Genomic DNA, 19,749 nt, shown 5'->3' with positions numbered 1-19,749 from the left:
TCGGAAGGCGTGACTTGGTCGTGTAGTGGAAGTCCCTGCCCTTGGGGGCCGTCGCTCAGTGCTCATGCGATCGCGTGGCCGTCGGCTGAGGCGTTGAGTGATCGGCTGGGCTATGTGACATCGGAGACAATCTATCTCCCGGCGGTCGTCGCCAATGGAACCACCATTACGATTCAGACAGGAACTGCCGCATTGTTCGCAGGGGCGCCGAACGCTGCTACCCATCGCACCTTGGCTACCCTCGGCAGCGGCGCTTCCTATGCCGTTTCAGGTCTCGCCCAGGGTGAAGTATTGAGCGTCCAGGGCTACACCGACTTTACATATCAAATTATCCTGTCCGAACCGTCGCTGCCGGAACCTCCAGGAACAGGAGTCGCTTCAGCGCTGGTGACCGGCACCTGTACCGGCAGTCCTTGTCCACTGGGGGCGTCCGTGAGTGTTCATGCTGTCGTATGGCCTGCCGCCGAGGCTGTGGATCATTGGATAGGGTATACGGCATCCGAAGCGATGTTTTTACCATCGGAGCTTGCAAATGGAGCAGTGATTTCGGTCGACAGTGGTACTGCGATGCTGTTTGCAGGATTTTCAGGTTCGGTTGACCACCGCGTACTAGCCACGTTGAGCGGTAGCAACTCTTACGTCGTCCAGGGACTCGCGCCGGGTGAAGTGCTGAGTGTGCGCAGTGGGGAAGGCTTTACCTATCAGATCGATTTGCCCACGCCGCAGCTTCCGCCGGAGCCGGATGAGGATGAGGATGAAGAGTCGCTTGCTTCCGCCTCGGTGAGCGGGGCGTGCGTCGGTAGCCCTTGCCCTTACGGACCTTCCGTCAGCGCTCACGCGCTGGTGTGGCCGTCGAGTGCCCAGCCGCTGCATCGCTGGTTGGGCTACAGTCTGTCCAGTGGCGCCTACCTGCCGTCGAGAGTGGCCAACGGTACTTTCGTGATGCTGGACAGCGGGTCGGCGACTCTGTACGCCGGGCTGCCGACTCATAGCAACCACCGCCCGCTGGCGACGTTGAGCGCCGGTGGTTCCTACTTCGTCCAGGGACTTGCCTCGGGTGAAGTACTGAGTGTACAGAGTTCTGCCGCCTTTACCTATCGGATCGATGTGCCGCAGATGCCCCCCGTACCGCCTGGCGGTGAGAGCATGGAATCGGTAGCCGCATCCTGGCGTTGCGAGACTTTCGGCTGCAACAACAGTCCGGACTGGAACGGTACCGTGATCAATTGGCCGTACTGGTCTGCGTACTCGGACAATGCGCGAACCGGCGATCAGTTGAGGACGGTTTATTCCTCTTCAGGTGCCTTGCTCTATCCGTATATGGGACCCTGGGCCAACGGTTGTGAGGTTACGGTTACATCCGGTACGGCCTTGATCGTCGAATGGCAGCGCGGCAGCAATGTGTGGCGTGAGAAGTGGCTTGGGCCGGGAGATACCCATGTCATCAATTTGACGGCGCCGGAAGACGGCGTGCTGATCGAGTCTGATGATTGGCAGGGCGGCTTCAGCGTCTCGGTAAGAAACTGCACGCCGCAGCCCTTGCCTTAGAAGTCAGTTGTCTTTAGTCGGACTTCAGAAGGAGCGGGGTGATATTCAAAGGCGGCGCGAGTCGGATATCCGCTCGCGCCGCGAGTTGCGTTTCGGTTCCCGGCTTGCTATCCATGCCTCGTTCATTCAGGGTGTTTGGATGCCGAGACAGATCGCGTTTACGGGGCACCATGAAGCAACAGTACGGCGTCGCCAGGGAACGGCGGCCGGAACATCCGCTGCGCACCGCCGGTGGTAGTGCCGGCACCGATGCTCACCCCTGTAGCCGGTCGAAGCCATTCGACGTTGAGCAAAAGATCTTCCGGCAGCTGTTCCAGGTCCACGATGATCTCCTCGTCTCCTGGCGAGTACGCTAACAGCGTTGGGGTTGGCCCGGTCATATCGGCGAGGCAATGGCCGGTGCTCGTCAACTCAGGTCTCGGTAAGGCTCGCCCCAGGTTCATTCGCTGTGACATGCGGATGGCGTAGCCTAGATTCCTGCGCGCACCGACCAACCCCGGATCGTCGATATTCACGTTCGGCAGTCCACCCACGATATTCGAGAGATCATAAGGGTCCATCAGCAGTGGGTTTTCTCCAGCCGTAAAGGATCGCCACACCCAGCCAGGGTCTCCGCAGATCCCGCAAAGATGATCGGTATCGGCCAGGATGACCTTTGCACCGGTGGCCACCGGCCTATTTTTTATTTCACCCAGAGGCGATATCCATGCTGCCCGGCTGGCCAAGAGCTCATCATTGTCGCCGCCCGGCCATTCCACCGTCATCCCCACCGGGTGCTGCGCTGACTTGGTTGCCTCGTAGGAGTGAATCACCTCGATCATGTGATATTGCCAATCCTGTGAATTGCCATGGCTCTCGTTGCTGATCTCGTATAACACATTGTCCAGGTCGTTTAGTGTGTCGATCATCTTGCGAACGTAGGCTTCCTGATAGGTCGTTACCGACTCCACAGCCAGCTCATGCGTCTCCTCGCCGCTGTCATTGCCATCGGGATCGCCGTTGACGCCGTTGACGTTATTGGCTGCGTTGAAGGGATGCCCATGCCAGGGATTCCGATTGCCGGGTGGCGATGACGGTTTCGACTTGGAGACGCTGAAGCCATTGAACAGCATGACCGCAACGTAGATACCTTGTTCTCGAGCCTGCTCTACCCGTTCACGCAGGCGATCGAAATAACCCTGATTGAAGCGCGTCAGATCGAATTTCGGCAAGCCATCCAGCGCGAGGCCAGGTCCAGTCCGTTCAAAGGCCGATGGAGCCAGCCAGTTCTGGTCATTCGTTGCCGTCACGACCCATCGTGATTGCTCCCAGGCCCAAAGCCGAAAGAAGTTATGGCCATGATCACTCAGAAAACGTAGATAGGTTGTGTAATCGAAGGGGGGTGGGGTGCTGGTCGTTCCATTGTCTTGCAAGCTGGCCCAGGTATGCGAACCGGCGAGAAGAATAGAAACTCCCTGGTCGGTTTCAAAATAGCGGGGATTCACGCTACTGACCCGTAAAGGTCCCCGTGTCGTCCCGGGCGACAAGAGCACGGTCACAATGGCTTGCGCGGACAGGTCATCGAGGGACGCCGTGATCTGGATCGAGCCGGGCGCCTTGGCGCTTAATCGTCCGTTCGACGTCGTGGTATCGAACGATCCAATGTGGTCATCCGAGGACTGCCATGTCACCCTCGTCGTTGCATCCTCGCTGGTTCCGTCCGGATAGAGGAGGCGGGCGGACATTTGCAGCGTTTCGCTGATCTCAAGCTTCCCGTCGAGGGGGGCGATGCTCAAGCTGCGTATCGGTGGCGGATCATCCGAAGGGAGCGGAGCGCTGGTTGCAGCTGTCGTGCTGCCCCCGGAACTGCATGCCTGTAAAATGGCCATCAAGCCAAGCAGGCATAGAAGCTGTGCAGTGGTCAGCATGGATTTGCGCATGACGAAGCCCCTTTCGATAGTGCAGCAGCGTTCCACGGAGACGGCGCATCGATGGATGCATCCTAATGTATCGGGTGAGGTCTTGATCTTCCACGCACAGCCCGATCAACCTCCAGCCGATACTCGAAACCAGGAGGAATCGCGCATAAGCTCATCGAAGGTACCCTGAGAGGCGATGGAGCCGTGTTCCAGTAGGTAGATGACGTCACAATCCCTTACGGTCGTGAGGCGGTGAGCAATCAGGATGATCGTCTTCTTGCCGGACAAGGAGCGCACCGCGTCCATAATGTGTTCCTCGGTGACGCCATCCAGTGCACTGGTCGCCTCGTCCATAATGAGAATGGACGGATCACGATACAGAGCGCGAGCGATCCCTATGCGTTGACGTTGTCCACCGCTGAGACGCACACCGCGCTCACCGATTGCCGTGTCGTAGTGGTCTGGGAGTTCGTTCTCGACAAACTCGGCAAGTTTTGCCAGGCGAGCTGCCTCGCGTACTTTAGCTATATCGATTTCCTCATCCGGTACACCGAAAGCGATATTTCGCGCAATAGTGTCATCGGAAATATAGATTGTTTGTGGCACATATCCTACGTTCTGCCGCCATTGCCGAATATTCGCAGCCGTAATCTGCGTTCCGTCAACCAGAAATTCTCCTCCGCTGGGAGAGATCAGCCCCAGGATAAGATCGACGGTAGTCGACTTGCCGCAGCCCGTGGGTCCGACAAGGCCTATAGAGGTATTGGGCATGACCCGAAGATTGAGATGCCGCAGAGTTGGCTCGAGGGTGCCTTCGTAGCTGAACGAAACTTCGCGTAGCTCCAAGCGTTCCTTGAACGGGAGCGGTGCCCGGTTCACGGGTGGCAGATGCTGTGCGAGGTCACCGGGCTGCTGTGAGCCGAGCATGAGATCGTGATGTACGATGTCAAGTCCGGCAGCGCTGAAGCGCAATTTTGCGAAGGCGATGAACAACTCCTGCAAGGAGGGCATCAGGCGATAGCCCGCGAAAGCGTATAAAGTAAGCAAGGGCACCATTTGGCTGATTCCCTTACCCTGCGCGACGAGATAGATCACTACCAGCAGGATTCCGCCAAATGCCACGCTCTCGAGTACGAAGCGGGGCAATGAAGAAATCAACCCCGCCGTGATGTTGTTATGCGCATGCCTTGAAGCATGCAGGGAGAAACGCTGCAGGAAGGTATGTTCGCGTCCCAGCACCTTGAGATCCTTGATGCCGCTCAGGGATTCGCTGGCCCATTTGAATTTTTGCGCGTTGGCTTCTACTTGTTGCCGACCGATGGACTGAAGCTTACGACGCACTAGTTTATAGACTGAGACATAGCATCCTCCCAGGACCAGGGCAATCGCCAGCGCAACCGATGGATCGACGACAATTAGAAGCGTGAGGATTGCAGTGCAAACCAGGAGGCTGGAAATCGCCTTGGTCATGGGGTCGAGTACACCACCGATGACTGTTTGAACCTCGCCTAGAATGTTCTTGCTCAGTTCGGCTGTATTGCGGTTGAGAAAGAAGGTGTACGGCAGTGACATATAACGGGCGAGTAGATGACGGGCGAGTTTGTAGTACAGCCCGTTGTGAAAACGTAGCGTGATCCACATACTTGCGGCTTTTACCACATTGCCAAATATCAGAAGTCCTAGCACCAGCAGTCCGAGTGCGATGAGATATATTTGATCAGACTGAAACCCCAATTCCTGGAAAGTCCACTCCAGAAAACGATTCGTATGGATGATCTCGGGATTCATTACCACGGCCATGAACGGCATGATGGATGCGATCCCCGCCACTTCGAACAGGGCAACGAGAACGAGTGAGGCCATGACGACACTGGCCGCTGTCCGGTCGCGCGTGTCGAGGAGTGCAAGAAGCTTCTTTAGTACTGACGGCATCACTCACCATTGCGTCGATTTTGGATAATTTCCCATCATACGGGCCGGTTTGGCCGTGCAGCCGGTTCGGGACCGCTCATGATCTCCCGGCGGTATGATTTATTGCATTGCCGCAGCGGACAATCGTTCAACTCTACCTGCAGGTGTTGCCACTGACCGTGACTCAACAGGCGGATCGGAAGATGTGGCTACGCTTTGCCACCAACGGGCGGCTCCCGGCCGCTTTGAAGCTCTCGGACACAGCTTACACTGAGATTTTCCGGTATTCAGATATTGGACATATATTATGTCAAACAAAATATCTTTGGCGGATATTCTCATAGAAAGCATCATCGTGGAATCGACGGTACCGTGAACGGTCCTGCTGGCGGTCACCCATGCGGTGCTGCTGGTGTACACACTGCCCTGGCGAACATGGGTTGAATCGTAACGGAGCAGCCCTGGATAAAAGTCGTGATCTGCAGCTCGGGCACAATAAGCAAGATGGGATAGCTAGGTTCCTCAAGGATCGGATATGGCTGGGACGGCAGCGAGCATGCTCAAACGAGGTGCGCGTCAATATTTGGTTACGGCGGCCGCGTATAATTTTTACATCTCGAGGCTGGGTATAGGGGAATATCGATGAAGGTCTTCGTAACCGGTGTCAATGGCTATATCGGGGCCATCCTTGCTCCCTATCTCATGGAGCGGGGGATGACGGTTCTGGGTCTGGACGCCGGGTACTACCGCGATGGCTGGCTGTACAGCGATGATAGGCGCTTGGCCAGCACTCCTTTGACGCTCAACAAGGATCTGCGCCACATCACTGAACAAGACCTGCAGGGCTGCGATGCCGTTGCTCATCTTGCCGAGCTGTCGAATGATCCGCTGGGCCAGAACAATCCGCAGGTGACCCATGCCATCAACCATGCGGGATCGGTATCGCTGGCCCGCAAGGCTCGGGCGGTCGGCATCCGGCGCTTCGTCTATACCTCATCCTGCAGCGTGTACGGCGCAGGAACGGGTGATTTTCTCGACGAGACCGCCCAAGTCAATCCGCAGACCGCCTATGCGGAGTGCAAGGTGCTCGTCGAACGTGACGTGGGCCGGATGGCGGATACGGACTTCTCTCCGGTATTTCTACGCAATGCCACCGCCTATGGTCCTTCACCACGCATGCGCTTCGACGTCGTGATCAACGATTTGTCGGCATTGGCCTGGACGACGAAGAGAATTGCGATGATCAGCGACGGTAGCCCCTGGCGTCCGGTGGTGCATGTGCAGGATATCTGCGAGGCAATCTATCGCTCTCTGATTGCGCCGGAGGAGGCCGTGCGGGGAAAGATTTTCAACGTCGGTCAGAACGCGGACAATTATCGGATCCGCGAGATTGCCCAGATCGTCGCCGCAGAGTTTCCGGGGTGCGAGGTCACGGCGGGTCCACCCAGCGGTGACAATCGCAGCTATCGCGTCAATTTCGACCGGATTCATGCCGAGCTGCCGGGTTTCAGTTGCCGCTTCACGGCCAGGGACGGAGCCCGGCAGTTGCGGGAAGTGTTCGAACGCATCCAGATGTCGAGCGACACTTATCAGTTTCGTGCATTCACGCGCCTCAAACAATTGAAGTACCTGCAGGCGACGCAGCAGATCGACGGCGATTTCTTCTGGCGCTGAAATGCAGTTCGAGCCGCTCACGATTGCCGGTGCGATGCGGGTTCGCATCGAGCCCCATACCGATCATCGCGGATTCTTCGCGCGCACTTTCTGCACGGCGGAGTTTGCTCGCGCCGGGCTGCCGACCGAAGCCCTGCAGGCCAGCATTTCCTATAATGCGAAACTAGGCACCGTGCGTGGCATGCACTTTCAATGGCCGCCTTCCCACGAGGGCAAGCTGGTGCGATGCCTGCGCGGCAAGCTGTTCGATGTGCTGATAGATCTGCGGCCGGATTCGGCAACATATCTGCAGCATCAGGGCTTGTTGCTGGATCAGGACAATCGCGCTGCGGTATTCATTCCGGCCGGGGTCGCCCATGGATTCCAGACGCTCACGGATCACACCGAGGTGCTTTACCAGATGACGGATGTCCATGCGCCGGACCTGGCTGGCGGCGTACGCTGGAATGATCCGATGTTCGGAATCCCATGGCCACTGGGGCAGCCCATCATCGCCGAGCGCGATGCCGGCTATCCGGATTTCGATCGTGCCCGTTTCGAAACCGAACTTCGGCATCGCAAGGGGATCGCGGTAACGACCGGGAGGGATGCCTGAGTGTCGCTGTTGCCATGAGCGGGCCGCTGAGTACCGGGGACGAACTGCATGCATTCGCCTCCCGCCTGTATCCGATCTGCCGCAGCATCACCGGTGGCGGGGTACGTCAGACCCTGAAAATCGTCGGTGAGCAAATTCCGCTGAAGATCCATGAGGTGCGTTCCGGAACCTCGGTGTTCGACTGGGAAGTGCCGCTCGAATGGAACATCGAGGATGCGTGCGTGCTCGATCCAGATGGTCGGCGAGTGGTCGATTTCCAGGCGCACAATCTTCACATCGTCAGTTATTCCGAACCGGTATCGGTATCGCTCGAGCTGGCGGAGCTGCGTTCCCGGTTGCACGTTTCCAACCAGAATCCCGGCTGGATCCCGTACCGGACGAGCTACTACAAGCGTAATTGGGGATTCTGTCTGCGGGCACATGATCTGCAGCGATGGCGGGATGGCATCTATCGCGTCGAGATTTCCAGCACCCTGGCTACGGGCTCCCTGACCTATGGCGAGCTGGTCCTGCCCGGGGCGAGTCGCGACGAAGTCGTGATATTCACGCATGTGTGTCATCCCTCGCTGGCCAATGACAATACCAGCGGCATCGCCATCGCGACGGCATTGGGCGCATGGCTTGCCGGGCGCGAGCGGCGCTACACGTACCGGCTGGTGTTCGCGCCCGGCACGATCGGTTCGCTGTGCTGGCTGAAGCGCAACGAGAATCGGCTGGCCCGGATCAAGCACGGGCTGGTGCTCGGCCTGCTCGGTGATCCAGCGCCCTGGACCTACAAGAAAAGCCGCCGTGGTGATACCCGGATCGATGCCATCGCCGAATATGTGATCAGCGATCTGGATCCGGCGAGCCGCATCATGGATTTCGAACCCTACGGCTACGACGAGCGGCAACTGTGTTCTCCAGGCTTCAATCTGCCGGTGGGACGCCTGACGCGCTCGATCAACGGCGGCTATCCGCAGTATCACAGCTCGGCCGATGATCTGACGCTCGTGCGTCCACAGGCGCTCGAGCGCAGCCTGACCGCGTGCCGGCGCATCCTCGAGGTGCTCGAGGCGGACCGCAGATATGTGAACCTCATGCCCAAGGGAGAGCCGCGCCTGGGCAAGCGTGGCTTGTATGGTACGGTAGGCGGGCAGAGTCCGGCGGCCCGTGAGAACGCGATGCTCTGGGTGTTGAATCAGTCGGATGGCGAACATTCGTTGCTGGATGTATCACAGCGTGCAGGGGTCGGTTTCGATACGATCTGCGATGCCGCTACCGCGCTGGAGTCGGCGGGGCTGCTACGGGAAGTGGCCCGGACGAGGCGTCAGAACAACGAAGCCACGCAACCGAAGTCTGGGCGGAAGCCGGTACGGCGAACGGCATCGGCGGCGGTCCGCGGCGCCCGCCGCGCGGGGTCGAAAAAGGGAGAAAGACGATGAAAGTAGTGCTGTTCTGCGGAGGGCTGGGTACACGCCTGCGCGAGCACTCCGATACGATTCCCAAGCCATTGGTGCCGATCGGCCACCGGCCGATTCTCTGGCACCTGATGCGCTATTACGCGCACTTCGGTCATCGCGAGTTCGTGCTGTGTCTGGGGTATCGAGGCGATCTGATTCGCGAATATTTTCTGAACTATCAGGAAGCGATGACGAACGATTTCACGCTGCATGCCAAGGATGGGAAGGTCGAGTTGCATTCTCGGGATCTGGACGACTGGAAAATCACCTTCGTCGATACGGGCCTGCACAGCAACATCGGCCAGCGTTTGCTGCGGGTGCGAAAATATCTGCAGGATGAACCGGTCTTCCTGGCCAACTATGCGGATGGCTTATCTGACTTGCCGCTCGATCGGCATATCGCAGATTTCAACAAGCGCGAGGTCATCGCAAGTTTCGCCGCGGTGCGCAGTTCGCAGAGCTTTCATGCGGTACAGTGGGGAGCGGATGATACCGTCACCGGTATGGGGGCGATGCCCGATCAACAGTTATGGATCAATGGTGGTTTCTTTATCCTGAAGCGGGAAATCTTCGATTACATCGAGGAAGGAGATGAATTGGTCGAGAAGCCGTTCGCTCGCCTGATCGCCCAGCGCAAGCTGGCTGCGCTGCGCTGGGACGGATTCTGGCAATGCATGGATACCTTCAAGGACAAGATCGGTTTCGATCGCATGGAGGCCCGCGGGGAATGCCCATGGTTGGTATGGCGACGGCATCCGGCGTCTGCCCCTGAGTGCTGAAGGACAGGCCTCGACATGCTCGATCTGATTCCTGCTCTGCGCGGCCGTGGCGCGCTTCGCGTACTCTGCGTGGGCGCGCATTGCGATGATATCGAGATCGGATGCGGGGCGACGCTGCTGGCCTTGCAGGAACGCGCAGGGCGGGTCCAGATCGATTGGGCGATACTCAGCGGCAGCGAGCAGCGGCAGCGAGAGAGCCGCGGCGCCATGACATCACTGATCGGTCCGAAGGCGCGCGGAAATATTCGGTTCGGCAACTTCCAGGACGGGCGCCTGCCGGCGCAATACCGGGAGGTCAAGGAGTTCTTCGAGTCGCTCAAGGCTCTTGCGCGGCCGGATCTGATCCTGTGCCACGAGCGCGAGGATCGGCACCAGGACCACAGGATCGTCAATGAAATGGTCTGGAACAGCTTCCGCGACCACCTGGTGTTTGAGTACGAAATACCGAAGTGGGATGGGGGGCTGGGCCAGCCCAACGTCTACGTTCCCGTTACGGCGGCACAGGCGCAGAAGAAGGTGCGTGCCTTGCTGCGGGCTTATCGGACACAGTCGAATCGGGACTGGTTTACGGCCGAGACGTTCATGGCGATGCTGCGGTTGCGAGGCATCGAATGCCGGGCGCCCAGTGGTTTAGCGGAGGCATTTTATGGACGCAAATTGCGAATCTCTCGGTTCTGAAGCAACCTCGGTATTGGGTGGTGAGCGTTTCGATACCGGGCGGGCGTTGAGCGCACGTGCTCATCGGCTGATTCCAGGCGGCGCGCATACCTATGCCAAGGGCGATGATCAGTATCCGCAGCAGGCGCCGGCATTCATCGCGCGCGGCCAGGGTTGCCACGTCTGGGATCTGGATGGCAACGAATTCATCGAGTATGGCATGGGCTTACGCGCGGTGACCCTGGGACATGCCTATGGGCCGGTCATCGAGGCGGCTACCCGGCAGATGCGTCTGGGTGCCAATTTCGTTCGACCCGCGCCTATCGAGGTCGAATGTGCCGAGCGTTTCATTGAACTGGTTCCCACGGCCGAAATGGTCAAGTTCGGCAAGCATGGATCGGATGCGCTGGATGGCGCCGTACGGTTGGCTCGTGCGCATACCGGCCGCGACTATATTGCCATCTGCGGCGATCATCCGTTCTTCTCGGTCTCTGACTGGTTCATCGGCTCGACGCCGATGCCCGCAGGGATTCCACAGTGGGTGCGTTCGCGTACCATCAAGTTTCGTTTCAATGATCTGGCCAGTGTGCAGGCGTTGTTCGACCGCCATCCGGACGAGATCGCCTGCGTCGTTCTCGAGCCGGCCCGCTTAGATGAGCCGGCACCGGGCTTTCTGCAGTCGCTGAAGGATCTGTGTCACCGCAACGGAGCCTTGCTGATCTTCGATGAAATGATCACTGGCTTCCGCTGGCACAACTCGGGTGCGCAGCACGTCTACGGTGTCACTCCGGATCTGTCGAGTTTCGGCAAGGCCATCGCCAACGGATTTTCCCTGTCGGCACTGGCAGGCAGGCGAGAAATCATGGAACTCGGCGGTTACGATCACGATCGGGAACGGGTATTCCTGCTGTCGACGACGCACGGCGCGGAAACGCATGCCTTGGCCGCCGGGATAGCTACCATGACCACCTACCGCGACGAGGATGTCGTGGGTCATTTGTACCGGCAGGGAAAGCGGTTGCGCGAGGGGGTAAGCGAGGCGGCACGGGCTGCCGGGGTTTCCAGTCAGGTGGAGTGTCTGGGGCGCGATTGCGCGGTGCTGTTCACCACCCGGGATCAACAGGGGCATCCCAGCCAGGAGTTTCGGGCGCTGTTTCTGCAGGAGATCATTCGCCGCGGCGTGCTTGCACCATCTTTCATCGTGAGTTATTCGCATACGGATCAGGACATCGATCGGACGATCGAGGCTGTCGGTCAGTCGCTGCAGATCTACAGGAAAGCCCTCGAGGACGGCGTGGAACGCTACCTGGTAGGACGGCCTCTGAAGCCGGTGTTTCGCGCGCATGGATGATGCGCAGTGCCGGTACTTGGTCATCGAGGTTCCTAATCGGTGCCTCTGAGGCGTGCTCGTTAGTATGGACTCCATCGACGTTGCTGTTATCGGTGCCGGCGTCGTAGGTCTGGCGATAGCCAGGGCGACTGCCGCCCTGGGATTGGAGACGCTGGTGCTGGAGCGCAACGCCCACCCCGGCGAGGAGACCACGTCGCGCAATTCCGGCGTGATTCATTCCGGCATCTATTACCCGAACGGCAGTCTCAAGGCACGTCTGTGCGTACGCGGGCGCGAGATGCTCTATGCCTTATGCCGGACCCGCGCAGTAAGCCACCGGCGCTGCGGAAAATTGATCGTGGCGGGCGAGTCGCAGGTGGCCGCATTGCACGCGTTGCACGAGCGCGCCCGCGCCAATGGCGTTACGGATCTGGTCGAACTCGACGCCGAGGCGGTCGGGCGCTTGGAGCCCGAGGTTCGATGTGTCGCCGCGCTGCATTCCCCTTCCACGGGAATCATCGACGTTCATGAGTTGTTGCTGGCGTTGCTGGCCGACCTGGAAGCGGCAGGTGGCTCGTTGATCCTGAAATCCACCGTCCGCGCAGTGCGGCTCGCCGCTGACTCTTTGGTGGTCATGGTCGAAAGCGACCACTCGGTCAGCGAACTTCGCTGCAAATGGCTGGTGAACTGCGCCGGCCTTGCCGCCGTCTCGCTGCTTCAGCATATTCAAGGCTACCCGCGATCCAGGCTGCGTCAGGCGTACTACGCCAAGGGTAACTACTTCGCCTGTCACGGCGTGCGGCCGTTTCGCAGGCTCGTCTACCCGATGCCCAATGAGGCAGGCCTGGGCATTCATGCCACGCTCGATATGGATGGAACGACACGTTTCGGTCCGGATGTGGAGTGGGTGGAACAGCCGGACTATCGGGTCGATCCGCAAAGAGGCGAATCATTCTATGCCGCCATCCGCGAGTACTGGCCCACGATCCCCGCCGGCTCGCTGCAACCGGCCTATGCGGGCGTACGGCCCAAGCTCGTCGGCCCAGGATTCGCGGCGGGCGATTTCGACATCGAAGATGCGGCCGCACATGGCATTCCAGGACTCATCAATCTTCTCGGTATCGAGTCTCCCGGCCTGACGTCTTCGCTGGCCATCGGTGAGCATGTCGCTCTCATCATTTCCGGGAAACCGAACTGATCCGGCTGCACCGGCTGGTTCACTGGGCTAGGCTGATGGCATTACGGAAATGCGTCTGCTGAGTGTCAGGCGCTGCACATTCGCATCGTCATGCGGCCAGGAGCCGGTGGCAAGAACTGTACGAGGTGATATGTCGGTAGAGTTTACATTTGAGGCTCCTGTCAGCGTATGCTTAAGAAAATATATATAGCAAGTAATTGTTTATAGAGATGAATTCTTTAGAGGCATGGAAGTTGCTTTGATATTTGTCGACATGCAGGATGTGCCCTTTAGGGAGATGCATTGATGATCAGAGCATTACTGGCAGCTGGAATTTTGGCCTGCTTTTCATTGTCGGCCCAGGCTACGCCGGTCACCTTCGACTTGGCGGGTGCGCCGACCTCGTCGGTGAAGGTCGTCGACTTCGATGGCGGCTTCCTGTGCGATATCAGCGGCTGTGGCGTGACGGCGACGTTGAATCCTCTGCTGGGCTCACTCAACCGCACGCTGGATGTCGGTGAGTCCTGGAGCTTTAATTTCTTCACACTGGATTTTCAAGGTCTAGGTAGTGGTACCGGCACCATTTCGGCCAGCCTGGGCTTCGACCTGCCCACCGATGCGCCGGTGGCGGCGGGTACGGGAGAGGGCGGCTTCGGCACCTTCCTGGGCCTCATCACCGGTGGCAGCCTGACCTGGATGACGCAGCCCGGCGCGTTCTCGCTGAGTGATGGCAGCCAGTACTCGGTGACCTTTGCCAACCTGTCGGGGTTGACCGTCGGCTCCGCGGTGGTCGGCGCCACGATCACCTTGCTGCAGGGTGCCAGCGCGGTGAGCGTGCCCGAACCAGGTACTCTGAGCCTGTTCGGTCTGGGCCTGCTGGCGGTCGGTTTCCTGGCTCGCCGGCGGCGGCGCTAGATGGCTGCCTAACGTTTCTCGAAACGCCGGTTTGAAAACGAACAAGCCCCGCAATGCGGGGCTTGTTCGTTTTCGGATATTCAATATGCCTGCCGGTCAGTGTCCGGTCTCTACTCGAGTTTCGCTGCCTCAGCGCTGCTTGAAATCCTCCGGCGTCAGCGAGTGCCGGGCCAGCAGCTTGTAGAAATCGGTGCGGTTGCGCTTCGCCAGGCGCGCGGCCTGACTGACGTTGCCGCCGGTGATCTGCAGGATCTGCGACAGGTAGTTGCGCGTGAATTCGTCGCGCGCCTCATCGAAGGAGGGCAGCCGGGAGGGCCCCCCGCCGAGGGCCGCCTGAACCAGTTCGGCGCTCATGATGGGGCTGGTGGCCAGCGCCACATTCTGACGCACCACATTTTCCAGCTGGCGCACATTGCCGGGCCATTCGGCGCTGACCAGCAGTTCCACGGCCTCGGGGGCATAGATGTGGCGCTGTGCACCGATTTCCTTGGCGATCTTTTCCAGAAAATGCGATATCAGCAGCGGCACATCCTCGCGGCGGCGCGCCAGCGGCGGAATGTCGATGTGCACCACGTTCAGACGATAGTACAGATCCTCGCGGAACAGCCCGCCCATGATCAGCTGCTTCAGATCGCGATGGGTCGCGGAAATGATGCGTACATTGACGATGGTCGCCTCCGTGCTGCCCACGGGACGCACCTGGTTCTCCTGCAATACCCGCAGCAGCTTGACCTGCAGGCGCATCGGCATGTCGCCGATCTCATCCAGCATCAAGGTGCCGCCGTCGGCGGCCTGGAACAGGCCGCGATGTTCGCGGATCGCACCGGTAAAGGCGCCTTTGACATGCCCGAACAATTCGCTTTCCAGCAGGTTCTCGGCCATGGCGCTGCAATTGATCGCCACGAAGGGACGATTGCGGCGGGGGCTGGCGCGATGGATGGCGCGAGCGAGCAATTCCTTGCCGGTGCCGCTCTCGCCGGTGATCATGACCCGGGCATCGGTGCCGGCGACCATGTGCGCCTGGGCGAGACGTTCCTCCATGACGGCGCTGCGGGTGATGATTTCGCTGCGCCAGTCTTCGCTGGTATCGGCAAAGCCGGAAACCTTGAGGGCCTTTTGCACCTGGTCCAGCAGCTCCTGCTTGTCCACCGGCTTGGTCAGGAAGGCAAAGGCACCGCTTTGAGTGGCCTGCACGGCATCGGGGATGGTGCCATGCGCGGTAAGAATGATGACCCGCAGTCCCTGTGCGCGGCTCTGGATTTCCTTGAGCAGGCCGATGCCGTCCATCTGATCCATGCGCAGGTCGGTGATGACCAGGTCCGGACGCACGCGCGCCAGGGCGGCGAGCGCCAGGGCGGCGCTTTCTACAGCCTCGACCTCGTAATTTTCGGCGCGCAGGCGGATCGTGAGCAGTCGCAGTAACCCGGGGTCATCGTCAACGACGAGTAGACGAGCTTTGCGCTTCATCAGGGTGGGTGGTGGCGTCACGATTGCCAGAGGGCGTGGAACTACGTTCAATGATGGACCTCTCGATCTCTTTGATGGCATCCAGCTTTTGCTGCGCCTCGGCGAGGGCGCGGCGCAATCGGATGTTCTCGTCGTATTGGGCCTGGACACGCTTGTCGAAGTTTGCCTGCGAGCGGCTCTGTCCGTCGAGTGTCGCCGTCAACCGACGATTTTCGGTCTCCAGTTTCAGGCGGGCATTGGTTTCATTCAGCGCTACCGCGGCGAGCGTGCGTTCCTCCTGGGTCATGTGTTCGGGCGCGGCGAGCAGGGTCTCCAGCAGGCGCTTGCCCTCGTCCGGATGCGTGGCGGGGTGGCCGGGTGTCACGCAGGCGAGCGCGTAACGCAGGGTGTTGGCGGTGGTCGGGGCATGGATGAAGTCATGCTCCACCTCGTGAAACATGGTGGCCTGGCGGGCCGGATCGGCGTTGCCCAGTGCATTCATGGTTTCCAGGTAGATGTACAGGGCGCCGGCATCCGCGGCGGGCGGCGCGTAGGCTGTCGTCGGGCGGCCCAGCTGACCGGTCAACGTGCAGCCGCCCAGCAAGACCATCAGCAAGACCAGCGGTGAAAGTCCCATCCAGCTCATTGGGAGCGTCGCTGCATCGGCGGCTGATTCGGTGGGAGGTTGCGTCATGAGCTAGGCCGGCTCCGCCTCGAGTTGGGGTGCCAGCGGCAGCCGGACGCAGAAATGCGCCCCTGGAAATTTGCCGTTCACGATCTCGATCGAGCCTCCATGAGCCTGGACGAATTCGGAGACCACCGACAGCCCGATACCAGTGCCTTTCAAGTGTCCCGCCATGGGCGCGCGCCCCGAGTAGAAGGCCTCGAAAATGGCCTTGCGCTCTTCCTGCGAGACTCCGGGTCCGGTGTCGGCGATGTCGAGCACGAGCATTTCCTGATCGGCGTGGGCATGGATGTAGATCGTACCGCCTCGCGGACCATATTTGAGTGCATTCGACAACAGATTATCCAGGATCAATTTCAATTTTGCGCGATCGGCACGCAGTTCGATGTCCTGCACCTTCAGGTCGAGGTGTACGCGCTGGGCCAGCAAGGCCAGTTGATGCGTCTCCAGCGTCGACTTGACCAGCGGGCGCAGCCGGAACTCGCTGATTTCCAGCCCTGTATGGCGTGTTTGCCAGGCACTGAAGGACAGCAGATTCTCGATCAGCTGCTGCAGCTTGATGCCGTTGTCGCGCAGGATGGTGGCGACTTCGCGCTGCGCGCTGTCGAGTTCACCGACGGCGCCGTCCATGAGCAGTTCCGTACCCTCGCGGATGTTTGCCAGCGGCGTCTTGAGTTCGTGTGACATGTGGCGCAGGAAGCGATTGCGCTCCTGGGCCAGTTCCAGCAGCCGTAGGCGCAGCCATTCCAGTTGTCGTCCCAGATGCACCAGGTCGGTCGGGCCGCGTACCTTGATCGTCCGGGAAAAGGTGCCCTTGCCGAGCCGGCTGATGGCGCGATCGATCTGACGGATCGGACGCATCAGCAGCAGCGTGAAGATCGTCACCAGCGCGGCGGTCAGCAGGATCAGCCCTGCAGACTGCCAGATCAAGTATTGCTGGGTCTCCACGGTGGACGCCTGGAGCCGGGACAGACCGGACTCCACTTGCTCGCCGGTGGCGGCGGACAGGGCGAAGGCGGCCTCCCACATGGAGGCGATGGAGTCGACAGCTGCACGCATGCTCTCGACGGAGGCCGGCGAGGATGCCGAGAAGGCTGCATCGATGCGCCGCAGCGCCACGCGCAGCGCCTGCACCTGGGTGTGGCGCAGCGGATCGTCGGTCATGCTTTCGATACTGCCCAGGGTGACCCGCAGGCGCTCGCGGCTGTCCTGGTAGACCTCGCGCAGGCCGGGGTCGCTGAGCACCTGGTAGAGCTTGACGCTGCGCTCCACGGAGGCGATCTGCTGGAACAGCTGCTGGGTGTGGTGGGTGATCTCCACGCCCGAGCGCACCAGTATGGTGCTTTCATCCGATAGATGACGGACCTTGGTGGCGCCGATGACCACGGCCAGCAGCAAAGGAACGGAGACCAGGGCGAAGCCGCTCAGCAGCAGGGCGGTCAGGGATTTGGGGCGAGGCCAGCGCATGAAAATCTATTCTAGCCGTTTCCGGCGGGCCGCCTCCCGGACCTTCGCGCGACACCTCAATTTTTTTGCAGTTCGGGCGTCTCCAGGAGCCGGCGTTCCCAGGCGAGCTGGGAGCGCACGATGGTATCCAGATCGTCATGCCGCGGAATCCAGCCCAGAACCTCGCGCACCCGCTGGGCGCGGGCGATCAGCGTGGGAGGATCGCCGGCCCGGCGTGGTTCCTCGAGGGTTTTCAGCGGCGTGCCGTTGAGGCGATCGACGGTGGCAATCAGTTCACGCACGCTGTAGCCGTGGCCATAGCCGCAGTTCAGGGTGACCGGAGCGCCGCCGGCACGCAGATAGTCCAGCGCCTTGACGTGGGCGGCGGCCAGATCCTCGACATGGATGTAGTCGCGCACGCCGGTGCCGTCCGGAGTGTCGTAGTCGGTGCCGAAGATCGAGATGTGGGCGCGCTTGCCCACCGCCGCCTCGCAGGCGACCTTGGTCAGCAAGGTCGCCTTGAGCGTGGATTGGCCGATGCGGCCGCCGGGATCCGAGCCGGCGACGTTGAAATAGCGCAGCACCACATGGCGCAGCGTACTGGCGGCGGCCAGATCGCGCAGCATCCATTCGCTCATGAGCTTGGACGTGCCGTAGGGATTGATGGGCTGGGTGGGACTGTCCTCGGCGGCGATGCCGCCTTCCGGGATGCCGTACACGGCGGCCGTGGAGGAAAACACGAAATGCTGCACGCCGGCCTGCTGGCTGCACTGCAACAGATTGCGGGTCGAGCAGGTGTTGTTGCCGTAATACTTGAGCGGATCGCTGACCGATTCGGGCACGATGGTGTGGGCGGCGAAATGCATCACGGTGTCGATGTCATGCTCGCGCAGCACGCGCGCCACCAGTTCGCGATCGCCGGTATCGCCCACGATGAGTTCGCCGTGCAGGACCGCGGAGCGAAAGCCGGTGGACAGATTGTCCAGGATCACGATCTTTTCCTGGCGCTCGCCGAGCTGGCGAGCCACATGGCTGCCGATATAGCCGGCGCCGCCGGTAATGAGGATGGACATGGATTCGATGGGCTCTTCAGAATGAACAGGAATGACTGATTCCAGGAAATTCTAGCAGTCCGCTCTAGTGCAAATTGTGCGCTCGCAGGCATTTCGCTACCGTGATGGCTCCGATTCCATGATTTCGTGTGACGCCTTGACCACCTCCGCGCATCCCTACGATCGCCTGACGCCCGATGTGATCATTGCCGCGGTCGAGTCCTGCGGTGGATTGTCCGACCGGCGCATCCTGGCCTTGAACAGCTACGAGAACCGGGTCTATCAAGTGGGCATGGAGACGGGGGCGCCGTTGATCGCGAAGTTCTATCGCCCGGGGTGCTGGAGCGAGGCGGCGATCCTGGAGGAGCATGACTTCGCACTGGAACTGGCGCAGGCGGAAATACCCGTGGTGCCGCCGCTGCTCCGGGAGGGACGCAGCCTGTTCGAGTACCAGGGATTTCGTTTTGCCTTGTTCGAGCGCCGCGGCGGGCGCTGGCCGGAACTGGATACGCAGGCGCAGCGGGCCTGGATGGGGCGCTTCCTGGGACGCATCCATGCAGTGGGGCGCCGGCGGGCGTTTCAGCAGCGCGAGTGGCTGGACATCGAGCGTTTGGGGGGCGCCTCGCGTGATTTCCTGTTGGAGTCCGGCTGGATACCGGCGCATCTGCAGACGGCGTACGATACCCTGACCGCCGACCTGCTGGAGGTCATCACGGCGACTTTCGAACAGACGGAGCCCGGCTCCCTGCGGCTGCACGGGGACTGTCATCGGGGCAATGTGCTGTGGACCGACGCGGGGCCGCACTTCGTGGATCTGGACGATTGCCTGATGGGACCGGCCATCCAGGACTTATGGATGCTGCTGTCGGGATCGCGCGCCGAGATGGCGCAGCAGTTGTCGGATCTGCTGGAGGGCTATACGCAGTTCGCTCCCTTTGATTATCGTGAAACAGGCTTGATCGAAAGCCTGCGCACCTTGCGCATGATTCATTACTCGGCATGGCTGGCCCGGCGCTGGAGCGATCCGGCGTTTCCCGCCGCCTTTCCCTGGTTCATCGAGCCGCGCTACTGGGAGGAACAGGTGCTGGCCCTGCGCGAGCAGCTGGGCGCGCTGGCGGAAGGGCCGCTGGAGCTGTAGGCGCGCCGTGCTGCGGGTCTGTGATAGCGTTCGTGCGGTGTGGCGAACCCGTCGAA

At 60.4% G+C, this 19,749-nt stretch carries 16 protein-coding genes; 10 read left to right on the top strand and 6 right to left on the bottom strand.

Annotated features, from left to right (window positions below; genetic code table 11):
* Window positions 1–618: 618 nt before the first annotated feature.
* Window positions 619–1,548, top strand: coding sequence for a hypothetical protein (locus ACG33_RS16550; RefSeq protein ID WP_210399006.1), 930 nt, complete (start codon window positions 619–621; stop codon window positions 1,546–1,548).
* 158 nt (window positions 1,549–1,706) lie between these two features.
* Here the strand turns inward: ACG33_RS16550 and ACG33_RS10095 are convergent, their stop codons facing one another.
* Entirely contained in the window at window positions 1,707–3,323 is a 1,617-nt protein-coding gene (locus ACG33_RS10095) for an Ig-like domain-containing protein (protein ID WP_168160062.1), read from the bottom strand.
* Between the two features lie 249 nt (window positions 3,324–3,572).
* A complete protein-coding gene (locus ACG33_RS10090) occupies window positions 3,573–5,309 on the bottom strand; it encodes an ABC transporter ATP-binding protein (RefSeq protein WP_210399005.1) in 1,737 nt (578 codons plus the stop codon).
* A 690-nt stretch (window positions 5,310–5,999) separates the two neighbouring features.
* Here ACG33_RS10090 and ACG33_RS10085 point away from each other — a divergent pair.
* From ACG33_RS10085 to ACG33_RS10050, 8 genes are all read left to right on the top strand, one after another.
* Entirely contained in the window at window positions 6,000–7,031 is a 1,032-nt protein-coding gene (locus ACG33_RS10085; RefSeq protein WP_066920879.1) for an NAD-dependent epimerase/dehydratase family protein, read from the top strand.
* A 1-nt stretch (window position 7,032) separates the two neighbouring features.
* The gene (gene rfbC / locus ACG33_RS10080; protein WP_083536700.1) at window positions 7,033–7,626 is read left to right on the top strand and encodes a dTDP-4-dehydrorhamnose 3,5-epimerase; all 594 of its coding nucleotides are present in this window, start codon (window positions 7,033–7,035) and stop codon (window positions 7,624–7,626) included.
* A gap of 14 nt (window positions 7,627–7,640) precedes the next feature.
* Window positions 7,641–9,050: a DUF4910 domain-containing protein gene (locus ACG33_RS10075; protein ID WP_083536698.1), complete on the top strand. Its 1,410-nt coding sequence runs from the start codon at window positions 7,641–7,643 to the stop codon at window positions 9,048–9,050.
* Window positions 9,047–9,847 carry a sugar phosphate nucleotidyltransferase gene (locus ACG33_RS10070; RefSeq protein ID WP_066920877.1) on the top strand — a complete coding sequence of 267 codons (801 nt, stop codon included), beginning with the start codon at window positions 9,047–9,049 and terminating at the stop codon, window positions 9,845–9,847. Before ACG33_RS10075 ends, ACG33_RS10070 begins: the two co-directional genes overlap by 4 nt.
* Window positions 9,848–9,862: 15 nt before the next feature.
* Entirely contained in the window at window positions 9,863–10,525 is a 663-nt protein-coding gene (locus ACG33_RS10065) for a PIG-L deacetylase family protein (protein ID WP_210399004.1), read from the top strand.
* Complete coding sequence (locus ACG33_RS10060) at window positions 10,494–11,855, top strand: glutamate-1-semialdehyde 2,1-aminomutase (RefSeq protein WP_066920875.1); 1,362 nt, start codon at window positions 10,494–10,496, stop codon at window positions 11,853–11,855. Before ACG33_RS10065 ends, ACG33_RS10060 begins: the two co-directional genes overlap by 32 nt.
* Window positions 11,856–11,919: 64 nt before the next feature.
* Window positions 11,920–13,032: an NAD(P)/FAD-dependent oxidoreductase gene (locus ACG33_RS10055; protein ID WP_066920873.1), complete on the top strand. Its 1,113-nt coding sequence runs from the start codon at window positions 11,920–11,922 to the stop codon at window positions 13,030–13,032.
* A 285-nt stretch (window positions 13,033–13,317) separates the two neighbouring features.
* Complete coding sequence (locus tag ACG33_RS10050; protein WP_066920871.1) at window positions 13,318–13,926, top strand: PEP-CTERM sorting domain-containing protein; 609 nt, start codon at window positions 13,318–13,320, stop codon at window positions 13,924–13,926.
* A gap of 129 nt (window positions 13,927–14,055) precedes the next feature.
* Here ACG33_RS10050 and ACG33_RS10045 read toward each other — a convergent pair whose 3' ends face one another.
* From ACG33_RS10045 to galE, 4 genes are read right to left on the bottom strand one after another with little or no spacing between them, the layout of a single operon-like run.
* A complete protein-coding gene (locus ACG33_RS10045; RefSeq protein WP_066920869.1) occupies window positions 14,056–15,393 on the bottom strand; it encodes a sigma 54-interacting transcriptional regulator in 1,338 nt (445 codons plus the stop codon).
* Window positions 15,362–16,066 carry a hypothetical protein gene (locus ACG33_RS10040; RefSeq protein WP_157071745.1) on the bottom strand — a complete coding sequence of 235 codons (705 nt, stop codon included), beginning with the start codon at window positions 16,064–16,066 and terminating at the stop codon, window positions 15,362–15,364. The genes ACG33_RS10045 and ACG33_RS10040 overlap by 32 nt, the downstream gene beginning before the upstream one ends.
* 3 nt (window positions 16,067–16,069) lie before the next feature.
* Window positions 16,070–17,524, bottom strand: coding sequence for a HAMP domain-containing sensor histidine kinase (locus tag ACG33_RS10035; RefSeq protein WP_066920865.1), 1,455 nt, complete (start codon window positions 17,522–17,524; stop codon window positions 16,070–16,072).
* Window positions 17,525–17,580: 56 nt separating this feature from the next.
* Window positions 17,581–18,576, bottom strand: coding sequence for a UDP-glucose 4-epimerase GalE (gene galE / locus ACG33_RS10030; RefSeq protein WP_066920863.1), 996 nt, complete (start codon window positions 18,574–18,576; stop codon window positions 17,581–17,583).
* A gap of 118 nt (window positions 18,577–18,694) precedes the next feature.
* Between galE and ACG33_RS10025 the strand changes: the two genes are divergently transcribed.
* Complete coding sequence (locus ACG33_RS10025; RefSeq protein WP_066923180.1) at window positions 18,695–19,693, top strand: serine/threonine protein kinase; 999 nt, start codon at window positions 18,695–18,697, stop codon at window positions 19,691–19,693.
* Window positions 19,694–19,749 lie beyond the last annotated feature (56 nt).

It is taken from the genome of Steroidobacter denitrificans (assembly GCF_001579945.1).
GTDB classification, from domain to species: Bacteria; Pseudomonadota; Gammaproteobacteria; order Steroidobacterales; family Steroidobacteraceae; genus Steroidobacter; species Steroidobacter denitrificans.
The sequence above is the reverse complement of the archived record's forward strand: the minus strand, read 5'-3'. Positions and strand labels throughout refer to the sequence as shown.

Excerpts from the sequence above, each read along its gene's own strand:
- ACG33_RS10055 (WP_066920873.1), top strand. The coding sequence starts at position 11,920 with ATGGACTCCATCGACGTTGCTGTTATCGGTGCCGGCGTCGTAGGTCTG.
- ACG33_RS10075 (WP_083536698.1), top strand. The coding sequence starts at position 7,641 with ATGAGCGGGCCGCTGAGTACCGGGGACGAACTGCATGCATTCGCCTCC.
- ACG33_RS10065 (WP_210399004.1), top strand. The coding sequence starts at position 9,863 with ATGCTCGATCTGATTCCTGCTCTGCGCGGCCGTGGCGCGCTTCGCGTA.
- ACG33_RS10045 (WP_066920869.1), bottom strand. The coding sequence starts at position 15,393 with ATGAAGCGCAAAGCTCGTCTACTCGTCGTTGACGATGACCCCGGGTTA.
- ACG33_RS10025 (WP_066923180.1), top strand. The coding sequence starts at position 18,695 with ATGATTTCGTGTGACGCCTTGACCACCTCCGCGCATCCCTACGATCGC.
- ACG33_RS10060 (WP_066920875.1), top strand. The coding sequence starts at position 10,494 with ATGGACGCAAATTGCGAATCTCTCGGTTCTGAAGCAACCTCGGTATTG.
- galE (WP_066920863.1), bottom strand. The coding sequence starts at position 18,576 with ATGTCCATCCTCATTACCGGCGGCGCCGGCTATATCGGCAGCCATGTG.
- ACG33_RS10090 (WP_210399005.1), bottom strand. The coding sequence starts at position 5,309 with ATGGCCTCACTCGTTCTCGTTGCCCTGTTCGAAGTGGCGGGGATCGCA.
- ACG33_RS10035 (WP_066920865.1), bottom strand. The coding sequence starts at position 17,524 with ATGCGCTGGCCTCGCCCCAAATCCCTGACCGCCCTGCTGCTGAGCGGC.
- ACG33_RS10070 (WP_066920877.1), top strand. The coding sequence starts at position 9,047 with ATGAAAGTAGTGCTGTTCTGCGGAGGGCTGGGTACACGCCTGCGCGAG.
- ACG33_RS10050 (WP_066920871.1), top strand. The coding sequence starts at position 13,318 with ATGATCAGAGCATTACTGGCAGCTGGAATTTTGGCCTGCTTTTCATTG.
- ACG33_RS10085 (WP_066920879.1), top strand. The coding sequence starts at position 6,000 with ATGAAGGTCTTCGTAACCGGTGTCAATGGCTATATCGGGGCCATCCTT.
- ACG33_RS10040 (WP_157071745.1), bottom strand. The coding sequence starts at position 16,066 with ATGACGCAACCTCCCACCGAATCAGCCGCCGATGCAGCGACGCTCCCA.
- rfbC (WP_083536700.1), top strand. The coding sequence starts at position 7,033 with ATGCAGTTCGAGCCGCTCACGATTGCCGGTGCGATGCGGGTTCGCATC.